Below are 26,567 nucleotides of genomic sequence, written 5' to 3' on the forward strand. Positions count from 1 at the left end.
TCACACGCGATGCCGCAAGACGGCTGTGCGATCGCATACGCACGATCGAGCCTGATTCCAAATCTGTTAGCATCGAAATTTTTCATATTTCTCTTCTTTTCATCTGCGTGAATCAGCGTCAATCCCTTGTCATCTGCGGTTAATACATTCTCTTTTTTTTACCGCAGATAAGGGCAGACTAATACAGATTAACGCAGATTAATTATATCAATTCTGGTTGCAGCGTCCGTGATTGTTGACTGTTGACTCTTGGCTGGATTTTACAATAATGACTAATCAGTAATGACTGGTGGCTGCTGTCGAAGCGGAATCTCGATTGCAAACTCAGTACCTTTCCCCAATTCCGAATTGCATTTTAAAACGCCACCGTGTTTTTCTACCACAATTTGGTAACTAATTGACAGTCCCAATCCTGTACCTTTCCCCACAGACTTAGTGGTGAAAAAAGGGTCAAATATGCGTTTTCTCATTGATTCCGAAATTCCCGTGCCGTTGTCAGAAATCCGAATCACCGCGCTAGGAATAGTGTCATTAAGTTTCCCGACAGAAGTAGAGATTTTAATTTGAGGAGCCACCGATTGGTCAGCGAGCAACTTGTGCGAATCTAAAGCATCGATCGCATTCCCAATTACATTCATAAACACCTGATTCAACTGTCCAACATAACACTCAACCAAAGGCAAAGTGCCGTATTCTTTCACTAGCACAATGTTTGCACAGTCCGCATTAGATTTCAGCCTGTGCTGTAAAATTAACAGCGTGCTGTCAATCCCTTCGTGAATATCAACCGCCTTCATTTGACTTTCGTCAAGACGAGAGAAATTCCTTAAAGACAGAACTATTTGACGGATGCGATCTGCTCCCACCTTCATTGACGATAGCAATTTTGGCAAATCTTCTAGCAGAAACTCCACGTCAATATCTTCACTCAATTTGTCTATTTCAGGACTAGAATCGGGATATTGCTGCTGGTAAACTTCCAGCAAACTCACTAAGCTAGCAGTATATTCACTAGCGTGATTGAGATTGCCGTAAATAAAATTAACCGGATTGTTAATTTCGTGAGCAATCCCGGCTACCAGTTGCCCCAAACCAGACATTTTTTCAGTTTGAATCAATTGAGCTTGAGTGTGCTGCAAATCTTTTAAACTTTGAGCGATTTGTTCTGCTTGGCGTCTAGTTTGAGCTAGCAAATCGGCTTGTTGGATAGCTACGCCTAACTGATTGCCAATCTGAGCTAAAAAGTTAACTTCTGAACTTTCCCAACAGCGGGGTCCAGAATGTTGATAGGCTGTGAGCAAACCCCAAAGTTCTTGTCCTACAAAAATCGGCGCGATTGCATAAGCCTTCACCTGAAATTGCTCTAAAATACCGACAACACACTGCGAGTGACCAACTTGATAGATATCGTCAACGGCTAGAGTTTCATTATTGACATATCTGCCGCCTCGGTTTTCCTGCAAATAAGTATCTTGCCAAACCGTACTGATACCTTCCCCTACCAATTTTATCCAGCCATCTTTCACAAACTCGGCCACATAATAGCCACTCCAATCAGGATTAAATTTATACACAGCAATTCTATCAACTTGCATAAACTGACAAACTTCTTGGGTTGCAGTTTTAAAAATTGCGTTGATATCGAGAGATTCTCGAATCTTAGCCACCACATCAAACAGTATCCGTTGTTGCTCGGCTGCCCCCTGCAAATCGATCGTTTGCTGGCGCGTTTTAGCAAGCAAATCTGCTTGTTCTAATGCTACGCTCAACTGAGATCCTACTTGCGTAGAAAACTTGATTTCCGAACTGTTCCAATTGCGGGAACTGCCGCACTGGTGCACGCACAGCAAGCCCCAAAGTTCGCTGCCTTTCATCAGCGGCATAATCACCTGAGATCTAATTTGAAATTGAGCTAAAATAGCAGCGTGGCAGTCGGAGAGTCCCGCACTTTCGATATCTGGCAGCACTTGAATGCGTCCCTGGCTGTATTTATTTGCATAGTTCTCTCCAAAACAACGATCGCGAATTTTTACATCCATTGCTGAAGGAAAATCTGGCAAAACATCTTCGGTAATAAATTCGCCTTCATTAAACTTTGAACTTGTATCGAAGCGATAAATGCCAACTCTATCTGCTTTTAAAATCCGCCGCAATTCTGTAGTTGTCGTGCTAAAAATTGTATCTAAGTCGAGAGATTGCCGAATCTTAGCAACTACCTCAAACAGTATTCGCTCCTGCTCTGCTGCCCGCTGCAGCTCAACTGCTTGCTGCTGAGTTTGAGCGAGCAAATCTGCTTGTTCTAAGGCGATGCTTAGCTGAGCGGAAATTTGGGTAGCAAACTTAATTTCGGAAGATTCCCAGTTGCGGGGGGCCGAACATTGGTGTACGCACAGCAACCCCCAAAGGTCGTTGCCTTTCATAATCGGTGCAACTAAAGTAGCTTTGACCTGAAATTGCTCCAATACTTGCTCATAACAATCTTGCAGTCCGGCCTGTCTGATGTCGGAGATTGAGTGAACTCGCCCCTGAGAGTAGAGATTGGCGTAGTTTTCTCCAAAACAGCGATCGTGCACTTTGACTGCCATTGCTGACACAAAATCTGGCAAAACATCTTCGGCAACGAATTCACCGTCGTTAAATTCCGACGCGGGATCGAAGCGGTAAACCGCAACTCGATCGGCATTTAAAGCCCGCCGCACTTCCTGGCACATCGTGCTAAAAATCGTGTTCAAGTCGAGGGATTTTCGCATTTTTGCCACCACTTCAAACAGCACTCGCTGCTGTTGGGTTAACTGCTGTAGTTGAGCAGTGCGCTTTTGAACTTGATTTTCTAAATTTGTGTTAAGTTCTTCTATTTGTTGATCGAGTTGGTAGTGGTTAATAGCATTAGAAAAGTGGGTGCCAAGAATTTGGAGCAATTCAATTTCTTCAGTTTTCCATTCGCGAATTTGGGCTGTTTTTGACTCTTTCCACGCTTCAAAAGATATCCGAGATTGGGCGAGCCGCTCGTCGCTATCAAACTGTCTCGCCCAGAGAGTTTCGGTGTCAAATTCTTCTCGAAAAATGGTCAAGTAACCGAATATTTGCTGGCGGGTTCTGAGCGGTACGATTAAAATGCTGCGAATTTTTGTCGATCGAAATGCAGGTTGCAGGCTTCTCAAACTGCTAATTTGGTACAAGTCGGGAATTGCCCAAAGCTGTTGCTCGCCGGATTTAAAATATTCGTACCAAACGCTGTATTGCTCCACCTGCGGGTATTTTGCCAAAATTCCCATCTTCGGCCCTGAGCCGCAAGTGTAGACTGTGAGTTCGCCAGTGGAGTTATCCAAATAAGGAACTAGATTCGTAACCTTGCTGCTGTCGGAAATGAATGGCGTGGCGAAAATACACAGCCTGCCGCCGGCTGCGTCTAGTGCTGCTACTGATTCTGTCAAAGCTGTTTGGAGTTCAATCGCCGGCTGGGAGTTAAGGGCTGTGGCGACGCGGTTGACGGCAGCTTCCCGCTGAGCTTTCGCCCTTGTTTGGGCGAGGAGGGTTGATTGGGCTATGGCGACGCCGAGCTGATCTGCCACCATCTGAACGCCTTGGAGTTCGTTTTCTGCCAGACTCCGGGACTCGGAGTGGTGAGATACCAACAACCCCCAGAATTCTTCGCCGTGAAAAATTGGTACTACCAAGCAAGCCTTGACGCCGAGTGCAGTCAAGTATTCAGCGTGGCAGGGGTCAACCGCACGAAAGCGCATTTCGTCGGGCAGCAGTTCGCCGGAAACCGCCTCGCGGCGCGGACTTTGACCTAGCTGCCCGGAATCTATATCGACGATCGATCGCACGTGTACTTGCGCGAACAGTTCGCGGGCGTGAGGGGGAATATCGTCGGCTGGAAAATGCAGTCCCAATAGGGATGGCAAGCGGTTGCCGTTAATTGATTCGGCAATCACTTCACCGCTGCCGTCGCTATGAAATTTGTAGATTTTTACTCTGTCTGTTCCCAAGAAGGATTGAACTTCTGCTGCTGTTGCGCTCAGAATTTCGGGTAGTTCTAGAGAGCGGCGAATGCGGTTGGCGATGCGTTCGAGCAAATTTGCTCGATCGAACCTCACCTGGAGATTTTCGATCTTTAATGAGTCCATTATTAATCTTTTGCTTTCCTAGCAATAACAGTAAGCCGCCCAAAAGTTTTGTGCCTGTTAAAAAATTCGGCAAGCACAGCCATTTAATAAAATATAAATATCCTGATGGCGATCGTCGATTAGTTTTTCACCTGTAGCGATCGGCCTTAAAATTGCAACTTTCCATTGTGTGGAATTAAAACTTTTGTACTTTAAATATAAACTTTGTAGAGCCTGCCTTGCAAGCTCTTTACCCCAACGGATTAAACTTGTCAAGTTTCAAGACTTGCAGAGTCATTTACCGCCACCGATGAAGTTCGCACCGAAATATCTCAGTCCTGGATGCAAAAGCTCGCTGAGGAACGAGCTGACGTAAAGAAACAGCATGGAATTCAAAAGGTTAACTCAGAAACCGGGTTTCTACGTCTAGGATTGGATCTGCTGCTAGCGGGATCGGAGAATGGTCGATCGACAATCTGCAGCTTTTTCCAGATATGGGAGCAAAAAAAAGCTCCCGCCGTTAAGCAGGAGCTTTTTTCGATTAGACAATCAAATCAGAAATAAATTCGATCGATTAGTCCAAATTAGGCATAGACAGCACTGGTTCATTTTCGCGATCGATACCCTTCTCAAAGCCAGCGACAGCCGCGCGAGCGCGACCAGCGTGCCACAAGTGGCCGACCAAGAAGAAGAAACCCATCACAAAGTGGAAACAGGACAGCCAAGAACGAGGAGAAGTGAAGTTAAACGAGTTAACTTCAGTCGCCACACCGCCCACAGAGTTCAAAGAACCCAGAGGAGCGTGAGTCATGTATTCAGCCGCGCGGCGAGCTTGCCAAGGCTGAATGTCATTCTTGATTTTGTTCAAGTCCAAACCGTTAGTACCGCGCAAGGGTTCCAACCAAGGGCCTTGGAAATCCCAGAAACGCATCGTTTCACCGCCGAAAATGATTTCGCCAGTAGGAGAGCGCATCAGGTATTTACCCAGACCGGTGGGGCCTTGTGCAGAACCGACGTTAGCACCCAAGCGTTGGTCGCGGATCAGGAAGGTCAAAGCTTGCGCTTGAGAAGCTTCCGGGCCCGTCGGGCCGTAGAATTCGCTGGGGTAAGCAGTGTTGTTGAACCAGACAAAGCAGCAAGCGATGAAGCCCATCAGGGACAAAGCGCCCAAGCTGTAAGACAGGTAAGCTTCGCCAGACCAGATTAAGGCGCGGCGAGCCCAGCCGAAAGGCTTGGTCAAAATGTGCCAAACACCGCCAGCGATACAAATCAGGCCAACCCAGATGTGACCGCCGATGATATCTTCCATGTTGTTGACGCTGACAATCCAGCCTTCGCCACCAAAAGGAGAGCGAGTCAAGTAGCCAAAAATCACAGCCGGATTCAGAGTGGGGTTAGTAATGACCCGCACGTCGCCGCCGCCTGGAGCCCAAGTATCATAGACACCGCCGAAGAACATGGCTTTAGCTACGAGCAGCAGAGCGCCGCATCCCAACAGAATCAGGTGGTAGCCGATGATATTGGTCATCTGATTCTTGTCTTTCCAGTCGTAGCCGAAGAACGAAGAGTATTCTTCGAGAATTTCCGGACCGCGAACGGCGTGATAAATGCCGCCCAAACCGAGAACAGCAGATGAAATCAAGTGAAGAACGCCAACGACGAAGAACGGGAAGATATCCGTAACTTCACCGCCGGGGCCGACGCCCCAACCCAAAGTAGCGATGTGGGGCATCAAAATTAAGCCCTGTTCGTACATGGGCTTTTCTGGGATAAAGTGAGCGACTTCAAACAAAGTCATTGCTCCGGCCCAGAAAACGATCAAACCAGAGTGAGCGACGTGTGCGCCCAGCAGTTTGCCAGACAGATTGATTAAACGAGCGTTGCCAGACCACCAAGCGAACCCGGAGGATTCTTGGTCGCGACCGCTTGCGTAGGAATTAGAGAGCGTTACCACGCGGTAGAACCTCCAACGATTTTAGATTTTGGATTTTGGGTTTTTTTGTTTCCCTAGTAGGGCACGGGAGTACCGCACCTGCCCCAGGGAATAGGGATGTGGATTTCATATTAGTTTAAAAAACTTAAATTAATCTGAAATCCAAATCCTGATTTTTTTAAAGTGCGTTACCGCGAGGCAGAACTTCTTCAGGGAAGATGTAGTTTTCGTGAGGTTGGTCGGTCGGAGCCATCCAAGCACGAATGCCTTCGTTAAGCAGAATGTTCTTAGTGTAGAACGTTTCAAACTCAGGATCTTCAGCAGCGCGCAATTCTTGTGATACGAAGTCATAGGCGCGCAGGTTTAATGCTAAACCGACGATGCCAATGGAGCTCATCCACAAGCCTGTGACAGGTACGAACAGCATGAAGAAGTGCAACCAGCGCTTGTTGGAGAAGGCAATTCCGAAGATTTGCGACCAAAAGCGGTTAGCTGTAACCATCGAGTAGGTTTCTTCTGACTGAGTTGGGTTGAAGGCGCGGAAGGTGTTTGAGCCTTCGCCGTCTTCAAACAAGGTGTTTTCTACGGTTGCACCGTGGATGGCGCACAACAGCGCGCCGCCCAAGATGCCTGCAACGCCCATCATGTGGAAGGGGTTGAGCGTCCAGTTGTGGAAGCCTTGCAGGAATAACAAAAAGCGGAAAATTGCTGCGACGCCGAAACTGGGGGCGAAGAACCAGCCTGATTGACCCAAGGGGTAAAGCAGGAACACCGAAACAAACACGGCGATGGGGCCGGTGAATGCTAGGGCGTTGTAGGGACGGATGCCTACCAAACGGGCGATTTCAATCTGACGCAGGCAAAAGCCGATCAGTGCGAAAGCGCCGTGGAGGGCTACGAATGTCCACAGCCCGCCGAGTTGGAACCAGCGGGTGAAGTCCCACTGTGCTTCGGGGCCCCACAGGAACAGCAGGGAGTGTCCGAGGCTGTTGGCTGGGGTGGAGACTGCTACGGTGAGGAAGTTGGCTCCTTCGAGGTAGGAACTTGCCAAACCGTGGGTGTACCAGGATGTGACGAAGGTGGTGCCTGTTAACCAGCCACCGATGGCTAGGTAGGCGCAGGGGAATAGCAGGATGCCAGACCAGCCTACGAAGACGAAGCGATCGCGTTTGAGCCAGTCGTCGAGGACATCAAAGATGCCTCTTTCGGTCTGGGCGCGTCCGACTGCGATTGTCATTGCGGTAAAATCCTTTTGCTTGTTAAAAGACCAAGGTTTCTAATTAAAGTTAACATAACTATATATTAGAAGTTCAGAATTTTTCAACATAATTAGCAGGTGTTGATACACAATCCCGATCGGTCGCTGACGCGATCGCGTCAGCGAAGCGTGACGCTCGGTGGGCTAATTGAATTAAGATTTGGCTTAAAGGCTGTTTAATTTTATGACTGCAAAAACAATGACCTCGATCGATTCTGTCCTGCGCTACCCGGTTTTGGGCTCCCGCCGCTTCAGCAATTACTGGTGGGCGACGGTGGTCAGCATTGGAGGGACTGGTTTCCTGCTGTCGGGCATTTCCAGCTACTTGCACGTTAACCTCCTGCCTTTTGCTGACCCGACTCACCTTGTTTTCATCCCCCAAGGCATTGCGATGGGTTTCTACGGTGTCTGTGGCGTGCTGTTGGCGCTCTACCTGTGGCTGACTATTCTCTGGGATGTCGGTGGCGGTTACAGCGAGTTCGATCGACAAACTGGTAACATTCGGATCTTTCGCTGGGGTTTTCCCGGCAAAAACCGCAAGCTTGATTTTACTTGCAAGACATCGGACGTGCAATCTGTGCGGGTAGACATTAAAGAAGGTCTCAGTCCCCGCCGCAGTATTTATCTTAAGCTCAAAGACCGCCGTCAGTTTCCCCTGACTAGAGTCGGACAGCCGATTGCTTTGTCGGAAGTGGAAAATCAAGCGGCCGAATTGGCTCGATTTTTGCAAGTTCCCCTAGAAGGACTTTAGGGATTTTCGATTTGCGATTTTAGATTTTAGATTGGTAATGTCTCGTAGGGTGCGCCCGGTCTCGCACCTTACCTACCTGGTAAGTGAAAAAGATCGATCTGCGAGTAAGCCCGTTACCAATTTTTGAATCTATCAATTAACAATACTTCGGATAGTTTTGGATTGCCAACCGTAGAATAAGGGTTTCAAGGCTCCAAGGCAAGTTCGCTACCAAAGCAAAATCGCGGGTTTCAGACTAGGAACTAAAAACAGTTCGGACTATTGAATTAAAATCTTTAGTTGCAAAGTCCGTAATTGACTCAAAGTGAAAATACAAATGCAAATGCAAATCAAAATTCAGCGGTGGTTGTTCTCACTTTTAATAATTGGCGCGTTGTTTGTCGGAGGATGCGGTAGTTCCCCTGTGGCAGACTCGACTGCGACATCGAATCCGGCGTCGGGTGAAAATATTTCTTTGTCTCCGTCTCCTTCTCCTGCTGCTGTAGCGGCGAGTTCGCAATTTAGCAATTTGCCACGATTGGAAGGAAAAGCAACGGTGGTGATGACGGTGAAAGGTGCTCCAATTACGATCGAACTCGACGGCACAAATGCGCCAATTACTGCGGGCAATTTTGTCGATTTGGTTCAGAAAGGAGTCTACGACGGGCTGGTATTTCACCGAGTAGTTCGGGAACCTCAGCCTTTTGTAGTTCAGGGCGGCGACCCTCAGGGTAAAGACCCTAAATTCCCTACAGCGCGACTGGGAACGGGCGGTTTTATTGACCCGAAAACTACTACCGAACGCAGGATTCCTCTGGAAATTAAACCTAAAGGTGCTGCCAATCCGACTTACAGCCAAACGCTAGAAGAAGCTGGGGTTAAGGAGAAACCCGTATTGGTGCACAGTCGCGGGGCTGTTGCTATGGCTCGATCGCAGAGTCCTGATTCGGCTTCTTCTCAGTTTTACTTTACTTTGACCGATGTACCGTTTTTGGACGGCAGCTATGCGGTTTTTGGGTACGTGAAACAAGGCATGGATGTGATTGATAAGATTGAAGCGGGCGATCGCATTGAGAAGGCTACTGTTACTCAGGGTTTGGAAAATTTTAAGCCTGTTCAGTAATCAGTCGTCAGTCGTCACTCGTCATATCAATTCCGGTTGCACGATCGAAATGATTGTTGACTGTTGACTGTTGACTCGATTTTATTATTCCGATGCAACCGGAAACGATATCAGTCGGTGGTCGTTGGTTAGTAGTTAATAATTAGTTCCAATCATAAATAACTAATGACTAATAACTAATGACTAATGACTAAAAATTTGGGAATCTGAGGGTAGATGTGGATGTTGTTGTTACGGGAATTGGCCTGGTTTCTGCTTTAGGCACTTTGGATTGTAGCTGGAAAAGATTGTTGTCTGGGGAATCAGGAATTCGGCAACATCAACCTTTTATAGAACTTGAACGGCGACCTTTGGCTTTAATTGGCACAAAACCTGTCGATTTAATAACTTTAATTCGGCAGGTTTTAATAGATGCTGTGCAAGATGCTAATTTGACTTTGCCTTTGCCCGATTGCGGGATTGCGATCGGTTCTAGCCGAGGCTTCCAGGCAAATTTGGAACTGTTGGCAAGCGAAGGAAGAGGGAAGAAGGAAGAGGGAAGAAGGAAGAGGGAAGAAGGAAGAGGGAAGAGGGAAGAGGGAAGAGGGAAGAAGGAAGAGGATAGAGAATTCTCAATTACCGATTCGCAATGCCCAATGCCCAATGCCCAATGCCCAATGCCCAATTCTCAATTTGTGAATTTTTTGCCTCACATGGGGGCGATCGCAGCGGCGAGGGCAATTGGTTCGACGGGGCCGGTACTGGCGCCGATGGCTGCTTGTGCGACGGGTATTTGGTCGATCGCCCGCGCTGTTGATTTAATCCGCACCGGTGAGTGTCAGCGGGCGATCGCAGGTGCTGTCGAAGCGCCTATCACACCCCTGACTCTGGCTGGATTTAGCCGGATGGGTGCTTTGGCAAACAATGGATGCTATCCCTTTGATGAAAATCGGGAAGGCTTTGTTCTCGGTGAAGGCGGGGCTTTATTTGTATTAGAATCTGCCGAGTTGGCAAGGCGTCGTGGTGCTAAAATTTACGGTCAAATTTCCGGTTTTGGCTTGACAAATGATGCTTGCCATGCTAATGCGCCGAAGCTGGGGGGGGAAAGTGCGATCGCGGCGGTAAATCAATGCTTGAAACGCAGCAATTTGACGGCGATTGATATAGATTTTATTCACGCTCACGGTACTGCAACTGAGTTAAATGACCGACACGAAGCACTGTTAATTGAGAAGTTATTTCACCGAGGAGTTGCTGTTAGTTCGACTAAGGGGGCTACGGGTCATACTTTGGGAGCTTCGGGAGCTTTGGGCGCGGCTTTTTGTTTGATGAGCATTAAATATCAGATGTTGCCACCTTGCGTTGGAATGACAAAACCGGGGTTTGAATTAGATTTTGTTCGCTGTGCGCGATCGGCTATTGTCAGAAATGCGGTTTGTTTAAGTTTTGGCTTTGGCGGGCAGAATGCTGCGATCGTTTTATCGGGCGAGCGTTAATTTTTGTAAACTCGGTCGATCGACATTTAAATTACACGATCTCTCTACAGTTAAAATCTTCTGAGGTGGCCGGAGAACCCCTCGTACATCCAATTTAAATCTCAAAAATAGTACAATATTTATGTATTTTAGTCAATTAACTGAGAATTTTGGTGAGATTGCTGGTGCTGCTGTCCTAGTCTGGCTCTGCATCTCGACGCCGATCCTTGCGTCAAAGCCTAGGAGGCTAGAAAAGAGAGGCAGATTAAAGCAGTATTGTATTTGATTAGCCACCGATGGCGATCGGCGAAAATAGAAAAAAGCAACTGTTTAAATTAAGCCTTAGGTATTTTCACATGGATCTGGCATCTCATCGATTTATGTCTTATTTTGAACCAGAGCAAGCTGCTCACCTTTGCCAAATAGCTGTTTTGGAGAGTTTTGCTGAGGAAACGCTGGTTTTTGAAGAAGGAGAAACAGCGGATTTTTTATATCTAGTTTTAGAAGGTAAAGTCGAGTTTAGCAAGCGGCTTGAAAATCCTAAATATCAAACTGTTGCTGTCGCTAAGCCAAACGATTATTTTGGCGAACTCGGAGTTTTAGACGGACAGCCGCGCAGTGCTAGAGCTGTGGCAGTTGCAGGCTCGACTTTGGCAAAAATAGGCCGTGAAGAGCTCATAACAACTCTCCAGTTTGCTAAAGGCAGTTCGGTACTGCAAATGTTTAGTTTCATTACTAAAAATTTACGGGATACCACGGATCAATATGTTAGCCAGTTGGTACACAAACAAAAAATGGTATTAGTAGGAGAAATGGTGAGTACAATTATTCACGATTTCAAAAGTCCTTTTACTGGAATTAAACTCTCCACAGAAATGCTCAAAGAAATGCACGAAGATGAGGAAACTCAGGAGTGGTGCGAACTTATTCAATTGCAGGTTCATCGAATGTTGGGGATGGCTGAAGAAGTATTAGAATTTTCGCGCGGTAATTCTGTATTACATAAAAAACCAGTTAATCTAATTCAAACGTTGCAGCAGTTTGAAAAGTTGAACAGAGTTTATTGTGAAGCAGCAAAAGTAGATTTAGCAATACGGGTGACAGAAGTAATAGTGGAAGCGGATGAAAATAAGATTTTGCGCGTTTTACAAAATTTAGTTGGGAATGCTGTTGAGGCTTTTGGTGGAAGAGGGGGTCGGGTGGAGATTGCGGTGAAACAAAGTGAGGAGTGGGCCGAAATTAGCATTTACGATAACGGCCCAGGCATTCCATCGACAATTAAGGAAAAGTTATTTGAACCGTTTGTGACTTATGGCAAGCGGACTGGTACTGGGTTGGGAACGGCGATTGTTAAGTCGATAGTTGAGGCTCACAAAGGGAAAATTACTTATGAGTCCGAGGACGGAAAAGGCACAACTTTTTACATCCGCTTGCCAATAATAATGGCTTTAGCAGATCAAATTTAAGTAGGTAGGAAGATATATATTTAAAACTTTATCACTAAGCCCCAGAGATTTGGTTCCTGAGTAGATATCTTGTGATAAAACAATATTTCCCCCTAATAAACCGGGTTGAAGAGCGTAATTCCTAATACTGTGTAGCGACTTGCAGAATCAACTAGAATTGAATTAACGAACTGCTAAAAATCTGATGCCAGTTACTATTCAAACCTTACCCACAGAAGTTATCAATTTAATTGCCGCCGGCGAAGTGATTGACTCGATCGCCGCAGCGGTACGAGAATTAGTTGAAAATTCTCTGGATGCTGGCGCAACTCGCATCGTTGTTTCTGTCTGGCCGGAACAGTGGCGGGTGCAAGTTGCAGATAATGGTACGGGAATGGATCTGGAAAATTTGCAGCAGGCGGCTTCGCCTCACAGTACGAGCAAAATTACCACTGAAGCAGACCTTTACAAAATTGATACTTTGGGATTTCGTGGGGAAGCTTTGCACAGTTTAGCTCAGTTGGGGTGTTTGGAGGTTTTGAGCCGATCGAATGATTTGGGATTGGGGGATTTTTCGGAAAATCGAGAGTCGGCGCAAATCCCCGCCAAATCTTCCTTTAACAAGGGGGGAGGTGAAAATGCTCGATCGGGCTGGCGGGTAGTTTACAATAACGCGGGCGTTGCTGTGGAGGTGGAAACAGCGGCGATCGCTCCTGGTACGGTGGTGACTGTTGATAATTTGTTTGGCAATTGGCCTGTGCGCCGCAGTTTTTTGTCGCCGGCACAGCAAATGCGATCAATCCAATTAACGCTTCAGCAAATTGCTATTTGTCACCCGCACGTTAATTGGCAGTTGCGTCAAGGAAATACGCCTTGTTTGCACGTAACTCCAGGTAGCACAGCGGAACAACTTTTACCTCAATTCGTGCGCGGTGTGCGAGCGAGCGATTTGCAGTATTTAAAGTTAGATTTGCCGGCGAGTCCTCAAAATCAGAAAGCAGCAAATTTATTGATAGAAACTCAACTTGTTGGAGCTACAGTTAAGCCTAATTACCAATTACCAGTTGCCAGTTCCCATTTCCAAATCCCCAATTCCCAGCGTTTGGAATTAGTAATTGGTTTGCCCGATCGGTGTCACCGCCGGCGGCCGGATTGGGTCAAAGTTGGGGTAAATCGGCGAGTTGTGCGATCGCCCGAATTAGAGCAAACTATTCTCAGCGCCTTTGCCCGCACTTGTCCGCGCGATCGCTATCCCGTATGTTTTGTCCACCTGCAAATCTCCCCTTCGGAAATCGACTGGAACCGCCACCCCGCTAAGGTTGAAATTTATCTGCACGAGCCAAGTTTTTGGCAAGCCCAAGTTAGCGCAGCAATTGCTCGTGCTTTGCATTTGAACGATGAAGTTTTGCCGCCTGTCCCAATTCCCGATCGAGTGGGAAAATTGCTGAAGGCATCGGAACAAAAAAGTGCTTACAGTGTCGGGATTTCGGCTAGGCAGAATGAGGAAGGCGGCGAACAGGAAAAAGCTAATAAAATAGGATTGATGGAATTGAGGGCGATCGCTCAAGTTCACAATACTTACATTGTTGCCGAACATTCCAGCGGAATGTGGTTGGTGGAACAGCACATAGCTCACGAGCGAGTTTTGTACGAGCAATTGTGTGCGGTTTGGCAGCTAAAATGTCTGGAAAAACCAATAATTCTCAGTCAATTATCTGCACTGCAAATTGAGAATTTATCCCGCTTGGGTTTGGAAGTAGAAACATTTGGGGAACAGCTATGGGCTGCCCGCGAAGTTCCTGAATTGTTAGCCGATCGAGATGACTGTGCAGATGCGCTTTTTGAACTCAGTAAAGTCGCAGATTTACAAGCGGCTCAAGTTGCGACTGCTTGCCGCAGCGCTATGCGTAACGGTACTCCTTTGAATCTTTCCCAAATGCAAAATTTGTTGGATGAATGGCAGCAAACTCGCAATCCGCGCACTTGTCCTCACGGCCGCCCTATCTATTTTGCTTTGGAAGAATCGACTCTGGCTCGGATTTTTCGCCGCAGTTGGGTGATTGGTAAAAGTCACGGGATTTGAAAGTTCATTTGACATCCGAGGGCGTTCACCTCAATCTGGCTCGATGCAAAAAAAATATATCGTGAAGCTTTATTAAAAATAGTGGCTGATTTAAAGTAAAAAACTTAGAATATATTAAAATTTAAATACTTCACTCTTTTTAATATCTTTTGGGCAACAGACCAGATGGCTGTTTCACAAAAAAAGTTCTCTGTTTTACCATAAAAAGGTTGATTATACTACAAAAAATGCCTGTTTAACAGAATAATCTTTCTTGTGGAACAGGCCTCTTGCCTGTTCATGATGTTGGTACAAAAAGTAAATTAAAAATAAATTAAAAATAAATATGGATTTTCCGATCGCCCGACAACTATTTTATCGAGAAATAAATCAGCCAGATGGCTCGATCGACCTGGCGAAAGCTGCCCTTTACATGGCTTTGGAAGAATACCCAAGTTTAGAGCCAGAGGAGTATCTCAACGCTCTCGACACGATCGCAGATGAAGTGCGGTCACGCCTGCCGACACAGAATTATCCGCTGCGGATTATTCAAACTATTAACGGCTATTTATACGGGGAGTTGCAGTTTGCGGGCAATGATGTTGATTATTACGACCCCCGTAATAGCTTTTTGAATGAAGTGATCGATCGGCGTACTGGCATTCCGATATCTTTATCGTTGGTTTATTTGGAGGTTGCTCAGCGCATTGATTTTCCGATGGTGGGAATTGGGATGCCAGGACATTTTTTAATTAGACCGGATTTTGAAGATGCTGGTATTTTTGTTGATGCGTTTAACGGGGGCGAGATATTGTTTCCTGAAGATTGTCAAGCTAGACTTTCTCAAATTTACGGTCAACCTATGGAGTTGCAGCCGAGTTTTCTCGCCCCGGTAAGTCGCCGACATTTTTTGGGGCGAATGCTGGGAAATCTGAAGGCGATTTACTTGCAACAGGGAGATGCTTTGAGGGTACTCTTGGCGATCGAACGGATTTTGCTGCTGTTTCCCGATGCGCTGGGGGAACGGCGCGATCGCGGAATTCTCTATTATCAACTGGGACGCTTGGTGGAAGCGCGCCACGATTTGGAACTATACCTGAGAAATGCTCCGAATGCTCCTGATGCTGGTAGAATTCGCCAATTGGTCGAGCGGCTCGATCGGGATATGTGAACTGCAATTTGGTATCGCTCGTACACTATAAGACATATTCAAGTGACACTCAATAAACTGCTGCCCGACGACCAAATTTCGCTTTTATCATTTTTGCAAAGGTATCTAAAAATTTGCAAATAATTAAGTATAACATATTAATTGTCAAGTAACACCTATCTTTTGATAGGTTGAATTTGCTTGACATGACTGTAAAATCATAGGTCATTTACGGAACTTCCGATTCCACTTTCTCAACAGATACCCGCACAGATACCCGCACAGACGAGCGATCGAAAAAGTATTTTGACGTAAAGAGGCACAAACTCATGAACTTTCAGTTTCAACAAGGTTATCTCAACCGAATGCAACCGCTGTCAGCCCATTTAACCAAAAGAATGTCAAAGTCTTTATCATTAGGTTTCGCGCTTTTGCTGGGAACAAGTGCAGTATTCCTAACCAGTGGCAAAGCCTTTGCATTAGATAATGTTACCGTAAAATACGGTGCTGTTGACGTAACATTACCGATGAGCGACTTGCAAAGCTTTGCACAAACTGGCAAAGCATCATCTCAACTGCAAAGCGTTCTGAGTCTTGCGAAACAAACTCCCGAGTCGGTGCGCGAAATATTAACGCGAGAAGTGCCTTTAGATTCCCAATTAGTAGCGCGGCTGGCAACTACTTATTTTGGGGAAATTGTTTTCAAACAATTGGGCGAGGTTGCTTATGCGCCGACTGCTCGGCTTCAAAGCGTGCCCGCACTGCGCGATGCTTTAGTCGCAGCTTCCAAAGATGGCAAAATATCGCTGATTGAAGTGATGCAAAATTATAGCCCTGCGGCTTTAGAAGTTGACGGCAATCAAGCTATAGCTATCTACGAGCGAGTGATTAAAGACGTGCAAGATTTGCAAGCTTTGTATCAGAATTCCCCGGCTTTGCAAAATACCGCCGGTCAAGCGGTGAATTCGGCCAGACAAATGATTTGTCAGCCCAGTCCATCAGGAAGTACGAAGTAAATAACTGAAATTTCAGGTAATTGGAAATTGGGAATTGGGGATTGGGAATTGGTGCTTTTTTTCCTATGAGATCTTAGTTTTCCGCTATTACCAATTACCAATACTTCGGCTACGCGAGCGAACAAGTTCCCAATTACCCCTTCTCCATTACCCTTTTCCCATTTTTTGAGATAGTTGCTCGGCTACCCGCTTGAGTCGGCGGAGTTGGTCTTTCATATCTTTCTGCGTCCAAGGGGCTGCAAAGCGATTGAAACCAAATCTAATTAAACGATTGGGAATTTGAAATTCAAAGCGGTTAATCAAGAGAGTTCCTTGGATTTGGGGCTGGCATTCCCAGCGATCGCATCCTTTGAAAAATCCGTCAAACCCCCACACAATTAAACCGGGTTGTCGCTCCAACACAACACTCTCTAAAGTGGGTTGCAAAACGGGAATTTTTATGATAAATAAGCTGCGACTTCCTACAGCAGTATCCCATTCGCCCTCGGGTTCGCAGCGTAGCAGGGGATTAAGCCACTTGTGCATCAAAGTTCGATCGACTATACAGCGCTCCACCAGAGTAGCAGCCGCCTGAATTTCAATGGATTGCTCGAAAACTTGACGAATTGACATGAGAACCTGCAACAACGAGGGTATTACAAAACTTTGCTTACTTTATAGTCCTTTCTTTACTTGTACCGTCAATTTTTCCAGAAATTAAAAGATTGACACACTCATAAAGACAGTGTATCATCTTGAATTAAAGTATATATACCGATTATGCAGTTAGTCGAAAGGCACGTCATTAAACCAAATCATAGGTTTTATCGAGAAGCCGATCGACTGTCTTGGTTGTGCAAAAATCTTTACAATAGCGCTAACTACATCTACCGTCAAAACTTTTTCGCCAGCCAACAAACAAACGCTCTGGCTGTTTATCACACGCTCAAAACAAGTCCTGATTACAAAGCAGTGCCCGCAAAGGTAGCACAAAGCACGCTCGGCTTAGTCCTCAAAGCATGGACTAGCTATTATCTGGCGGTGCGGAACTATCAGGAAGACCCAACTAAATTTAAAGCCGCCCCGAAAATCCCTCATTATAAAGGTTCAAGAGCGCTAAAAAGAGAAGACGGGCGCTATGTAGTTGTATTTAATTGTCAAGCTGTCAGCAAAAGAGCGTTAAAAAAAGGATATGCTCGTCCCTCTGGGACTAATATTTGGTTGCCCTCAAAAGTCACCTCGATTCTGGAAATCCGGATTGTTCCCAAAGTAGGTTGTTATGTTGTCGAGGTGCTCTATGAAAAGTTAGAACAGCCTTTACAAGTTAATCAGAGAGTAGCTGCCATAGATTTAGGATTAAACAATCTGGCAACATTAACCTACAATGTTCCTGGGTTAGTACCGACAATTTTCGACGGACGGGCTGTTAAGTCAACCAACCAATACTGCAATCAAGTTTCATCGGCCTTGAAATCATTGCTGCCCGCAGCGCAAAAAAACAGTAAAAAACTCGCCAAATTGTGGCACAAGCGTAACTGTAAAGTGGATTACTACCTCCACACGACGAGCTCCGCAATTATTAAAGAACTCGTCAATCATCAAATTGGATTGCTGGTTATAGGCTGGAACCAGGATTTCAAAGATGGGATTAAGACTGGCAAGGTTAATAATCAAAATTTTGCCTGTATTCCCCATCGCCGATTCGTGCAAATGTTGCAGTATAAAGGACAGATTGCGGGAATTAAAGTTGTGTTAGTAGAGGAGAATTACACATCCAAATGTTCAGCGTTGGATAGGGAACCAATTCAACAACATTCCGACTACATTGGCAGTAGGGTAAAAAGAGGATTGTTCAGAACCAAAACTGGACGCTTCATAAATGCCGATGTAAACGGTTCTTTGAATATTGGCCGAAAAGCAGTCGGAGATGGGTTTATCCCTAATTCGATAGAGGGTTTTGTAGTTAACCCAGTACGATTAAAAGCGTACAAACATTAAATTTAGGCAATGTCTAGATTTTGTGGAACTATTATTAAAGTTTCGTCTTCTCCATGTCAAATCTGACGTTAACCTGAGAAAAAAATGAATGAAACTTGGCAAGAGATAACTCAACCGATATCGGGGCCAATAGCGGCTTTGTCCGATCGCATTTTGGCACAGGCCCAGCCCGGGAATGCCCTGACAGATGCAGAACGCGGAATTAACAATTTCCTTCAGGGCTCAAACATTGAAAATCTCCTCTGGGCCGTCGGTATCCTGCTAATTGGCTTGATAGTATCAGCCCTCGTCTCATCTGTAGTCGGGGGATTGCTCAAGAAGACTACGCTCGACAATCGGCTGGCGGCTTGGATTACCGGCCGACCGGAAGGAGCTGGAGCCCCGCAAGTGGAAAAATGGATTTCCACAGCGGTGTTCTGGATCATTTTTATCTTTTTCCTAATTGCCTTTTTCAACCGCCTGAATCTAACGGCTGTCTCCCAACCCCTCAATACTTTTCTCAATCAAATTACCGGTTTCTTGCCGAAGTTAGCCGGCGCGCTAATTTGGTTGGGGATTGCTTGGGTGTTGGCAACTGTAGCCAAAATGGCCGTATCGCGGGCGATGCGGACTTTTAGCGTGGACGAGCGCTTGAATCAGGAGGTGGGCGCAGCGCCCAGCGAGCGCCCTTTGCTGCTGAGCGATACGGTGGCGAATGCGCTGTACTGGTTCATTTTTCTGCTGTTTTTGCCACTGATTCTCGACTCACTGGAAATGCAGCAGGCTCTGCTGCCGGTGAATAATTTACTCAACCAAATTCTGGCGGCAATTCCGAAAATTCTGGAAGCTGTGCTGATTGGGTTTGTGGGCTGGCTGCTGGCTATGGTGGTGCGGCGGATTGTCACGAATCTGTTGGCTGCTGCTGGGGCGGACAGTTTGGGCGCTCGGTTTGGAATTTCCCGGACTTCGGGCGGACAATCCCTGTCGTGGATTGTCGGGACGATCGTCTATGTTTTGATTTTGATTCCAACGGCGATCGCAGCTCTGAACGCTTTGGACATTCAGGCGATTTCGCAGCCGGCAATCGCGATGCTCAACGACATTTTGGGCGCGCTTCCCAACATTTTTACAGCAGCGCTAATTCTGGCGGTTGCTTACATTTTGGGCCGCTGGATCGCCGATTTGGTGACTAATATTCTGACGGGAATTGGCTTCAACAATGTCTTTTCTTGGTTGGGAGTGCAGCCACCGAAACAGTCGCTGAGGCTACCGCCAAGTTCGATCGATCCCGACGCAACGATTCTTCAGGAACCGGAACTTCCGGCTCGCACGCCTTCGGAATTTGTCGGCATTGTGGTACAGGTGGGCATCATCCTGTTTGCTGTAGTGGCGGCTACCGACGTGCTCGGGATTCCAGCGCTGACAGCGATTGTTAGCGGTATTGTCCTGGTTGCAGGTCGGGTGCTGGCCGGTTTGGTGGTATTTGCGATCGGCTTGTATTTGGCGAATCTGGCGTTTAGTTTGATTGCCAGTTCTGGAACTCGTCAAGCGCGGCTTTTGGGCCAAACGGCTCGGATCGCGATTATTGCCTTTGTTTCGGCCTTGGCGCTGCAACAGATGGGCATTGGCAGCGATATTGTGAATTTGGCTTTCGGGCTGCTGCTCGGGGCGATCGCAGTTGGTATTGCTCTAGCTTTTGGTTTGGGCGGGCGCGAGATTGCGGCCGACCAAATTCGCGAATGGTTAGCGTCGTTTAAACAAGATAAGACGCCGCGTTTGTAATTCTATAAAAAGGCGTTTGTACTTGACAAACGCCTTTTTTTTATAATTATCGATATTCAAAATTGATGGTGGGTCGATCCCGACGGGCTTCATCCATAGACAGCAACTGGGTTTGGATCATTTTAGGCTTATACTCGCATCACAGTGACACAAGAGCGCTCAACCAAAACCTCAACACGCCCGCCATGCCCAAAATCCCGGAATGCAATGGCTGCACTTTGTACCCAAACAACCCTTCCATCATTGCACCGGCAAACTAACTGAGTATTTCGCGTTTCTCCCTCCATGTCAAGGTTGTGTTGAGCGATTGGTACGAGATGAAACCCAAAGTGCGAGCGTGATTTTGAGTTGGATGCGATCGGCGATCGAGATGGAAGATGGGGTAAGTCAAAATCCAGATGTCAACCGATTAGATAGATGCGTCGGAAGGGGGCGTAGCCATCGCTCCCAAGTACAGCTATTGACTCTTACACAGTTTAGAGAAGCGCTTTGGGCTCTTACTACATGGTTGAACTAACGACACATAGCCTGTTGGGCGATCGCGTTTTTAAGACTGGCATTCTGCGAGATCCCTCATGAGCGCGAGCGATGGCTATAGGAAAGCAGCGATAGCCGACAAATCACGTCCTTACGGTGCTACACATCACCCGCACCGTGCTTTTGGTACGGTTGGCAACACCGACCATACTTCCCCCGACGATCGCGCCGTTAAGGGTTCGCTCGGCAAGGTCATCATGGCGTTGCCACAGCATTTCGGTTTCTAGGAATAGCTTTGTACGGTTTTCTTCAATGCGAATTACTCTGATTATTTCGCACTAATTCTGGCAAATACGACTAACCAAGTGGGGTTTTCCTGACTGTTGCTCCCACTTATAAAGCGGCATCATAATAACTGTAAGCAATGAGCTTCAACCAAACAAACTTATAGAGCTTTACCAATCTTTGAGGTGACAGATTATGTTGATGCGCTCTTGGCAACCCTTCACGGAAATTGAAACCATCCGCGAGCAACTGGATAAAGTTTTTGACCAACTGGCAACAACGAGAGATAACTCAGAAGCCACTTGGATGCCCGCTCTAGAATTGGCTGATGCTGGGGACAACTTCGTATTAAAAGCGCAACTGCCTGGAATTGACCCCAAAGACATTGACGTTCAAGTCACTCGCGAAGCAATTTCTATTTCTGGCGAACGGCGCTACGAAAACACAGACCAAAAATCTGGCTACGTCCGCTCTGAATTCCGCTACGGCAAATTCCACCGGGTGCTTCCCTTGCCCGCACACATTCAAAACGACTCTGTGCAAGCTGAATACAAAGATGGCATTCTAACGCTAACCCTACCCAAAGTAACTGAAGCTCGCAATAAAGTCGTCAAGATTAACTTGGCCGAAATTGCTGGAGCTTCAACGAATCCAGCTTTGGAACAGGCTAACCAATAACGATCGGCTGTGCTTAATTGAGTGAGACAAATTTTCCCAAATTGAGCCTGATTGGATTTACTTAACAACAACGGAACTGGAAAAGTTGATACCGAGAGCTACACTTGCTCTCGGTATTCTTTATTTGGGAAAGTCGAGCGAAAAACCTACAGATACCGTGGCTCGGCGCTGATTCCAGTTAGTCTCCCAAAATATTTCACGCTTGTCGGCACCAATTTTATTGAGTCTGCGAACTTACAGAGGATTGGCGATCGCATCGCATCCGAGGCTCATATGAGCTAAAGTAGCACAGGTAGACAGACCCTGCCAGCTCAAGCGCGATAGTTAAAGCATCTCAACCCGGTGATACATCAATTCCGAAAGTAGCCGCCCGATTTAATGTGAGTAAAGCATCTGTCCAACAACTGATGATTTTCTACTTTCCCAATTCCTCAATAGATAATTAGCCGATGAATATCCATACCCTCTTGAGCCAAACCGAATGCCAACGGGTGAGTGATGGAGCCGTTTTACCCATCTTGAACGGTTGCGAATCCTCTATGAGGCAATTGGTGCTGTTCTTGCCACAATTGGGAGATTTCGACAGCCTTGAATATGCTTGGTGGTTGCAGCGGGACGCTCAACGGCTTGAAACACAAGGGATAGCAATCCGAGCTGTGGGAATTGGCTCACTCTCCTCGGGTCAGCGATTCTGTGGTTATACAGGATTTCCTGCCGACTGTTTGTTTGTAGATCCCAGTGCCCAACTGCACCAAAAACTTGACCTGTATCCAGGTTTATCGTTAAAACTACCCGGTTTATCGGCTGCTATGAATGCTTACCTCAATCTATTGTTCATGTGTGCAGGGATTGGTAGCCCTGGCACTCTGGCAGAAGTATGGAGAGGATATCGAGGCGACGCAAAAGCACCTCAATTAATTGGTGATGATGAAATTATTCAGGCTTTCCCTCTTCCACCCCTCAAAGGCTCTACTTTCCGGTGGGCAGGTGGCAAGGGTTTCCAGCGTCCATTTGAATTGGCAACCTTGCGGCTGCGGAATATGGGAGAAGTGCTGAGTCATTGGAAAACCTATGTTCCAAATGCTGCTTATCTCACTCAACGAGGCGCAACTTTCTTGTTTAATCCTCAGGGAGATTTAGTCTACGAACATCGAGATCGCGCCATCCTTGGTTTCGCTGCTGATATGAGCAATCCCCTGACATTTCTCTCAGAAATGGTGGCTGATGGAGACTCGTTAGGGCAGGACGATATGCACTAACTACCACGCTTAGGGTGTGGGGCTGGCAGGGGGTAAGAGTGGTCGATAGCGAATGGGCATGGGCTTACGGATAGGGGGATTCATGCGATCGTACTCAATCCCATCATTGCTGCTGGCAATTTCTTGCTTACCATATTCATCTTGTTCCAGCAGATCCCAACTCTGCACCTCTCCTTTCCAATTGAACTCTACCCAACCATGTAGCCCCGGTTCTTCCCGCCCTTGTCCGTCAACTAGCAAATGCACAATGTAAAGTTGATTGGTGGGCTCACTACCACCAAGAAACCAGTTATCGTCAATCTCCGCCTTGACGTTAGCTTCCTCAAATTGAATGCCAACTTGTGAAAACGTAGCCATCGCCATTTGCCTTAAAGTTGCCTGATCCATCCCTTTTGCCTCTTGATTGAGAGATGCCGATCGCAGCCACTCAGGCTGTGAACTTCCTCACCCCCTCTATGAAAACTTACAACTTCATTCTTGCACTGCTACCCATCATAGCCCGCACCAGCACGAGTCCCCAGCATGGGTGAACGGTGGATAGCTCACAGCCTCAAGGATGGGCATCTAGAAAAGCTGTTGCCCATCTGGGACTTTCAGCAACAAGTTACGCCCAATTACGCCAGCTATTGCTACACAACGCCATTTGCGATCGCTACCAACACCCCAATTTTGGGAAACTAAAACCGAACCCAAAACCCAACACGCCCCGGATGGAGCCTCCCCGAATGCGTAGGCTCCATCCGGGGCGGAGCCATCGCTGCACCTTGTACCCAAACAACCCTTCCATCATTCCATCGGCCTGCCTAACTGAGTATGGAGCATAGACCACGGTTCTATGATTTGCCAGAGGCAAAGTCCGAGCGAGCGCTAACGAAACAATAAGGGGTTGAGGTGTGTTACTAATATACTACAAGATTCTGTTTTAGGTGCGTCCTAGCGAGAGTGAGATCGCCCTCACTAACACGGACGGCTCCACAGGTTTTGTAATATGAGTTTGAAATCCGACCTGAAGTGCCTGCTGTCGATCAATTTCTGCGGCATACGCAGTCAGTGCAATGGCTGGGATTGTTCCACCTTGATTGGGGGGCCGCGATCGAATTTGTTGGAGCAGCATATAACCGTCCATCTCGGCTATTCCAATGTCACTTACGAGCACATCGGGAATAAATTGTTCCAGTGCTTGCAATGCTTCTTTACCAGAAGCAACGGCCCTCACATGAGCCCCATTTTGTTCTAACAGAAACGCTTGAAACTCACGGGTATCTGGATCATCATCTACCAGCAAAATTTGAATGCCCTCTAGCACTCCTGCATCTGTTTGGGTTTGGATGGGTTCAGATACGAGCGATGGTGTCTGTTTCATCGTCGGCAATTGCACAATGAAAGTTGCGCCTTGCCCTTCACCCAGGCTCTGTGCCCACGCTCTCCCTCCGTGCATTTCGACAATTTGCCGCGCGATCGCTAGTCCCAATCCCAATCCACCAAATTTGCGAGTGGTTGAGCCATCCTCTTGTCGAAAATACTCAAAAACATGAGGTAAAAACTGCGGATTGATACCTTTACCCGTGTCAATGACCCGAATTTGAGCTAGTCGATCGAGTTGCCGGAGTTCAACGGTCACTTGTCCGTTATTTGGTGTGAATTTGACAGCATTTGTAAGCAGGTTCCAGACGACTTGCTGCAAACGGGCTCCATCCCCAGAAACGAAGGCAACCTCTGGAGCAAAATCCAGCACGAGCTGAATATTTTTTGCTTCTGCTGCTAACCGCACGGTTTCCACGGCAGCAGATATGACAAACGTTAAACTGACAAAAGTAATTGTCAGCGACATTTTGCCCTGCATGATGCGGGAGATGTCGAGCAAGTCTTCGATTAATTGCGTTTGGAGTTTGGCATTACGTTCAATGGTTGCCAGGGCTTCTCGTTGACGGACAGCATCGAGTTTGCCGCTCCGCAGTAATCGAGTCCAACCCAAGATGGGATTTAGGGGCGATCGCAATTCATGGGAAAGCACTGCCAAAAACTCGTCTTTGATCCGGTTGGCGCGTTCTGCTTCTTCTCGTGCCACTTGTTCTCGTTTTAGTAGCTGCTCTCGTTCCGATTCAGCTTGCTTTTGCTTTGTGATGTCGCGTGAGATTGATAACAGTTGTACAACTATTCCTGATACATCTCGGATGGGAGTAACGATGACATCCCAGCACTTCAAGTTGCCCTTTGCCGTGGGGCAGCAGCCTTGAAATTGACCAACATTGCCTGCAGAAGCTGCTGCAAGCGCTGCTTCTGCCCTTTGGCGATCTTCGTCTTGCCAGAAATCAAGCCATTTGGTGTTCAGGACAGATGCAGGATCGTCGATTTCTATGAGATTCAAGCCGCCTGTATTCAGATAGAGGAGTCGTCCCTCTAACGTTAAAACTTTGATGCAGTCTTGACTGCTTTCTAAAATGCGTCGCTTTAGTTCTTCACTCTTTTGCAGGGCTGCTTCTGCCTGTTTGCGATCGCTGATGTCGCGAGATAAACCGACGACCGATTCGACGGTGCGATCGGCAGCAAACACAGGGCTAAGAATATATTCAAAGTAGCCATCGACTCGGGCTGGATTCGTGTAGGGAGTGTCGTTTCTAACGTTCTCTCCGGTTTCTAAGACTCGTCGCAGATCGTCGAGCACTTGCTGCTCAACGTCTGCGGGATAATTGAGGTCAGCCATCGTCTTGCCGATGGCCTCGGCTGCGGTGACTCCCCACAAATCAAGCAACACTTGATTGGCATAAAGAAACTGCCCATCGCGGTCAAACGTAAAAACACAATCGGTGATGGTCGAGAGCGTTGCCTCAAACTTTCGCACTTGGCGTTCGAGTTCATCTGAGGTCTGCTGCAAGGCGATTTCTGTCCGTTTGCGATCGCTGATGTCGGTAAACACGACCGCCACCTGGCGCATTGCTGCATCACCGATCCGCGACACCAAAACGTCAAACCAGCGATTGAGCGCATCCGATCGCACTTCAGTGCGGATAGACTCACCTGTGTTAATAACTTGTGCGTAAAGGTCATTCCAATACTGTTCCACTCCCGGTGCGAGTTCGCTTGCTGTTTTGCCTTCTGGGTTAACAATGCCAGACTGCCGCTCGAATGCTGGATTCGCTTGCAAAATGCGGTGATCGAACGGCTTGCCATCTGCATCAAATAGCACTTCCATGGTGCAAAAGCCTTCGTCGATCGACTCAAACAACCTGCGATAGCGTTCTTCAGATTGACGCAGGGCAACTTCTGCCTGTTGGCGTTCTGCTTCGATGCGCTTCGCCTCGCTAATGTTGGTAAACAAAGCGGCAAACTGATTACTTGGCGGCTCTCCAATGCAAAAGGCGTTGACATCAAACCAACGATTTATGGCGCTCGTTTGCTGCTCAACCCGAACGGGTTCCCGGCTTCGCACAACTTTGCCAAAAATCTCAAACCAGTGGGTATCGTGGTTGGGAACCAGTTGCCGAGCCGTTTTACCGATTACTTGCTCTAGTCCGGTTAGCCGTTCAAATGCCGCATTCACTTCGAGAAATCGATAATCAGTTGGTTCATCGTTCTCATCAAAAATCATGGAGCAGATGCAGAAGCCCTCGTCGATCGACTCAAACAAGATGCGGTATTTTGCTTCCGATTCGCGCAGCTTAGCTTCCGCACAGGTAGGTTCAATCGCAACTGTCGAGTGAAGATTAAGAGGTGGCTGCGTCTCGGTTTCTACCTGCGTTTTCTCCGACTGCTGGGCTTGATCGAGTTCAGTTAGAGTAATCCAAGGAAAAAATGATCCAAAATCAGGGATACTAAGAGAATAATTAATGTGCAATCTGCTGTATGTCTC

20 protein-coding genes are annotated in these 26,567 nt (G+C 47.1%); 14 read left to right on the forward strand and 6 right to left on the reverse strand.

Annotated elements, in window-relative coordinates; all coding sequences use genetic code 11:
* Window positions 1-272: 272 nt before the first annotated feature.
* The 3 genes from QUB33_RS14570 to psbD form a co-directional block, all read right to left on the reverse strand.
* Entirely contained in the window at window positions 273-4,130 is a 3,858-nt protein-coding gene (locus QUB33_RS14570; RefSeq protein WP_333351331.1) for a GAF domain-containing protein, read from the reverse strand.
* A gap of 553 nt (window positions 4,131-4,683) precedes the next feature.
* Window positions 4,684-6,063: a photosystem II reaction center protein CP43 gene (gene psbC / locus QUB33_RS14575; RefSeq protein ID WP_190663611.1), complete on the reverse strand. Its 1,380-nt coding sequence runs from the start codon at window positions 6,061-6,063 to the stop codon at window positions 4,684-4,686.
* Window positions 6,064-6,220: 157 nt separating this feature from the next.
* Complete coding sequence (psbD, locus tag QUB33_RS14580; RefSeq protein ID WP_006635450.1) at window positions 6,221-7,279, reverse strand: photosystem II D2 protein (photosystem q(a) protein); 1,059 nt, start codon at window positions 7,277-7,279, stop codon at window positions 6,221-6,223.
* A gap of 205 nt (window positions 7,280-7,484) precedes the next feature.
* Here psbD and QUB33_RS14585 point away from each other — a divergent pair, with 205 nt between their 5' ends.
* The 7 genes from QUB33_RS14585 (at window position 7,485) to QUB33_RS14615 (ending at window position 16,280) form a co-directional block, all read left to right on the forward strand.
* Window positions 7,485-8,051: a photosystem I assembly protein Ycf4 gene (locus QUB33_RS14585; RefSeq protein WP_333351332.1), complete on the forward strand. Its 567-nt coding sequence runs from the start codon at window positions 7,485-7,487 to the stop codon at window positions 8,049-8,051.
* Between the two features lie 316 nt (window positions 8,052-8,367).
* Window positions 8,368-9,153, forward strand: a complete 786-nt coding sequence (locus tag QUB33_RS14590; RefSeq protein WP_333351333.1) for a peptidylprolyl isomerase — start codon at window positions 8,368-8,370, stop codon at window positions 9,151-9,153.
* Window positions 9,154-9,371: 218 nt separating this feature from the next.
* Window positions 9,372-10,628 carry a beta-ketoacyl synthase N-terminal-like domain-containing protein gene (locus QUB33_RS14595; RefSeq protein WP_333351334.1) on the forward strand — a complete coding sequence of 419 codons (1,257 nt, stop codon included), beginning with the start codon at window positions 9,372-9,374 and terminating at the stop codon, window positions 10,626-10,628.
* Window positions 10,629-10,963: 335 nt separating this feature from the next.
* Window positions 10,964-12,073: an ATP-binding protein gene (locus tag QUB33_RS14600; RefSeq protein WP_333351335.1), complete on the forward strand. Its 1,110-nt coding sequence runs from the start codon at window positions 10,964-10,966 to the stop codon at window positions 12,071-12,073.
* A gap of 184 nt (window positions 12,074-12,257) precedes the next feature.
* Entirely contained in the window at window positions 12,258-14,135 is a 1,878-nt protein-coding gene (gene mutL / locus QUB33_RS14605; protein WP_333351336.1) for a DNA mismatch repair endonuclease MutL, read from the forward strand.
* Between the two features lie 325 nt (window positions 14,136-14,460).
* Entirely contained in the window at window positions 14,461-15,285 is an 825-nt protein-coding gene (locus QUB33_RS14610; RefSeq protein ID WP_333351337.1) for a transglutaminase family protein, read from the forward strand.
* Between the two features lie 308 nt (window positions 15,286-15,593).
* Window positions 15,594-16,280 carry an alpha/beta hydrolase gene (locus QUB33_RS14615; RefSeq protein WP_333351338.1) on the forward strand — a complete coding sequence of 229 codons (687 nt, stop codon included), beginning with the start codon at window positions 15,594-15,596 and terminating at the stop codon, window positions 16,278-16,280.
* A gap of 147 nt (window positions 16,281-16,427) precedes the next feature.
* Here the strand turns inward: QUB33_RS14615 and QUB33_RS14620 are convergent, their stop codons facing one another.
* A complete protein-coding gene (locus QUB33_RS14620) occupies window positions 16,428-16,892 on the reverse strand; it encodes an SRPBCC family protein (protein WP_190661051.1) in 465 nt (154 codons plus the stop codon).
* A gap of 147 nt (window positions 16,893-17,039) precedes the next feature.
* Between QUB33_RS14620 and QUB33_RS14625 the strand changes: the two genes are divergently transcribed.
* The 6 genes from QUB33_RS14625 (at window position 17,040) to QUB33_RS14650 (ending at window position 22,717) form a co-directional block, all read left to right on the forward strand.
* Window positions 17,040-18,257 (forward strand): transposase, encoded by a 1,218-nt coding sequence (locus QUB33_RS14625; protein ID WP_333351339.1) that lies wholly within the window; start codon window positions 17,040-17,042, stop codon window positions 18,255-18,257.
* Between the two features lie 84 nt (window positions 18,258-18,341).
* Window positions 18,342-20,018 carry a mechanosensitive ion channel gene (locus QUB33_RS14630; protein WP_333351340.1) on the forward strand — a complete coding sequence of 559 codons (1,677 nt, stop codon included), beginning with the start codon at window positions 18,342-18,344 and terminating at the stop codon, window positions 20,016-20,018.
* Window positions 20,019-20,220: 202 nt separating this feature from the next.
* On the forward strand, window positions 20,221-20,535 hold the full coding sequence (locus QUB33_RS14635; protein WP_333351341.1) for a hypothetical protein: 315 nt from the start codon (window positions 20,221-20,223) through the stop codon (window positions 20,533-20,535).
* Window positions 20,536-20,593: 58 nt separating this feature from the next.
* Window positions 20,594-20,782, forward strand: coding sequence for a hypothetical protein (locus QUB33_RS14640; RefSeq protein WP_333351342.1), 189 nt, complete (start codon window positions 20,594-20,596; stop codon window positions 20,780-20,782).
* A 193-nt stretch (window positions 20,783-20,975) separates the two neighbouring features.
* Window positions 20,976-21,458 (forward strand): Hsp20/alpha crystallin family protein, encoded by a 483-nt coding sequence (locus tag QUB33_RS14645; protein WP_333351343.1) that lies wholly within the window; start codon window positions 20,976-20,978, stop codon window positions 21,456-21,458.
* A gap of 449 nt (window positions 21,459-21,907) precedes the next feature.
* Window positions 21,908-22,717, forward strand: a complete 810-nt coding sequence (locus QUB33_RS14650) for a peroxiredoxin-like family protein (protein ID WP_333351344.1) — start codon at window positions 21,908-21,910, stop codon at window positions 22,715-22,717.
* Window positions 22,718-22,726: 9 nt separating this feature from the next.
* Here the strand turns inward: QUB33_RS14650 and QUB33_RS14655 are convergent, their stop codons facing one another.
* Complete coding sequence (locus tag QUB33_RS14655) at window positions 22,727-23,104, reverse strand: hypothetical protein (protein ID WP_333351345.1); 378 nt, start codon at window positions 23,102-23,104, stop codon at window positions 22,727-22,729.
* A gap of 135 nt (window positions 23,105-23,239) precedes the next feature.
* Here QUB33_RS14655 and QUB33_RS14660 point away from each other — a divergent pair, with 135 nt between their 5' ends.
* Window positions 23,240-23,398, forward strand: coding sequence for a hypothetical protein (locus QUB33_RS14660; RefSeq protein WP_333351346.1), 159 nt, complete (start codon window positions 23,240-23,242; stop codon window positions 23,396-23,398).
* Between the two features lie 241 nt (window positions 23,399-23,639).
* On the opposite strand, the gene QUB33_RS14665 is transcribed toward QUB33_RS14660, so the two are convergent.
* Window positions 23,640-26,567, reverse strand: a 2,928-nt coding sequence (locus QUB33_RS14665) for a PAS domain-containing protein (protein ID WP_333351347.1), incomplete at its 5' end; no start/stop codon positions are given.

The sequence above is a fragment of the Microcoleus sp. B3-A4 genome, from assembly GCF_036705385.1.
Classification (GTDB): Bacteria; Cyanobacteriota; Cyanobacteriia; order Cyanobacteriales; family Microcoleaceae; genus Microcoleus.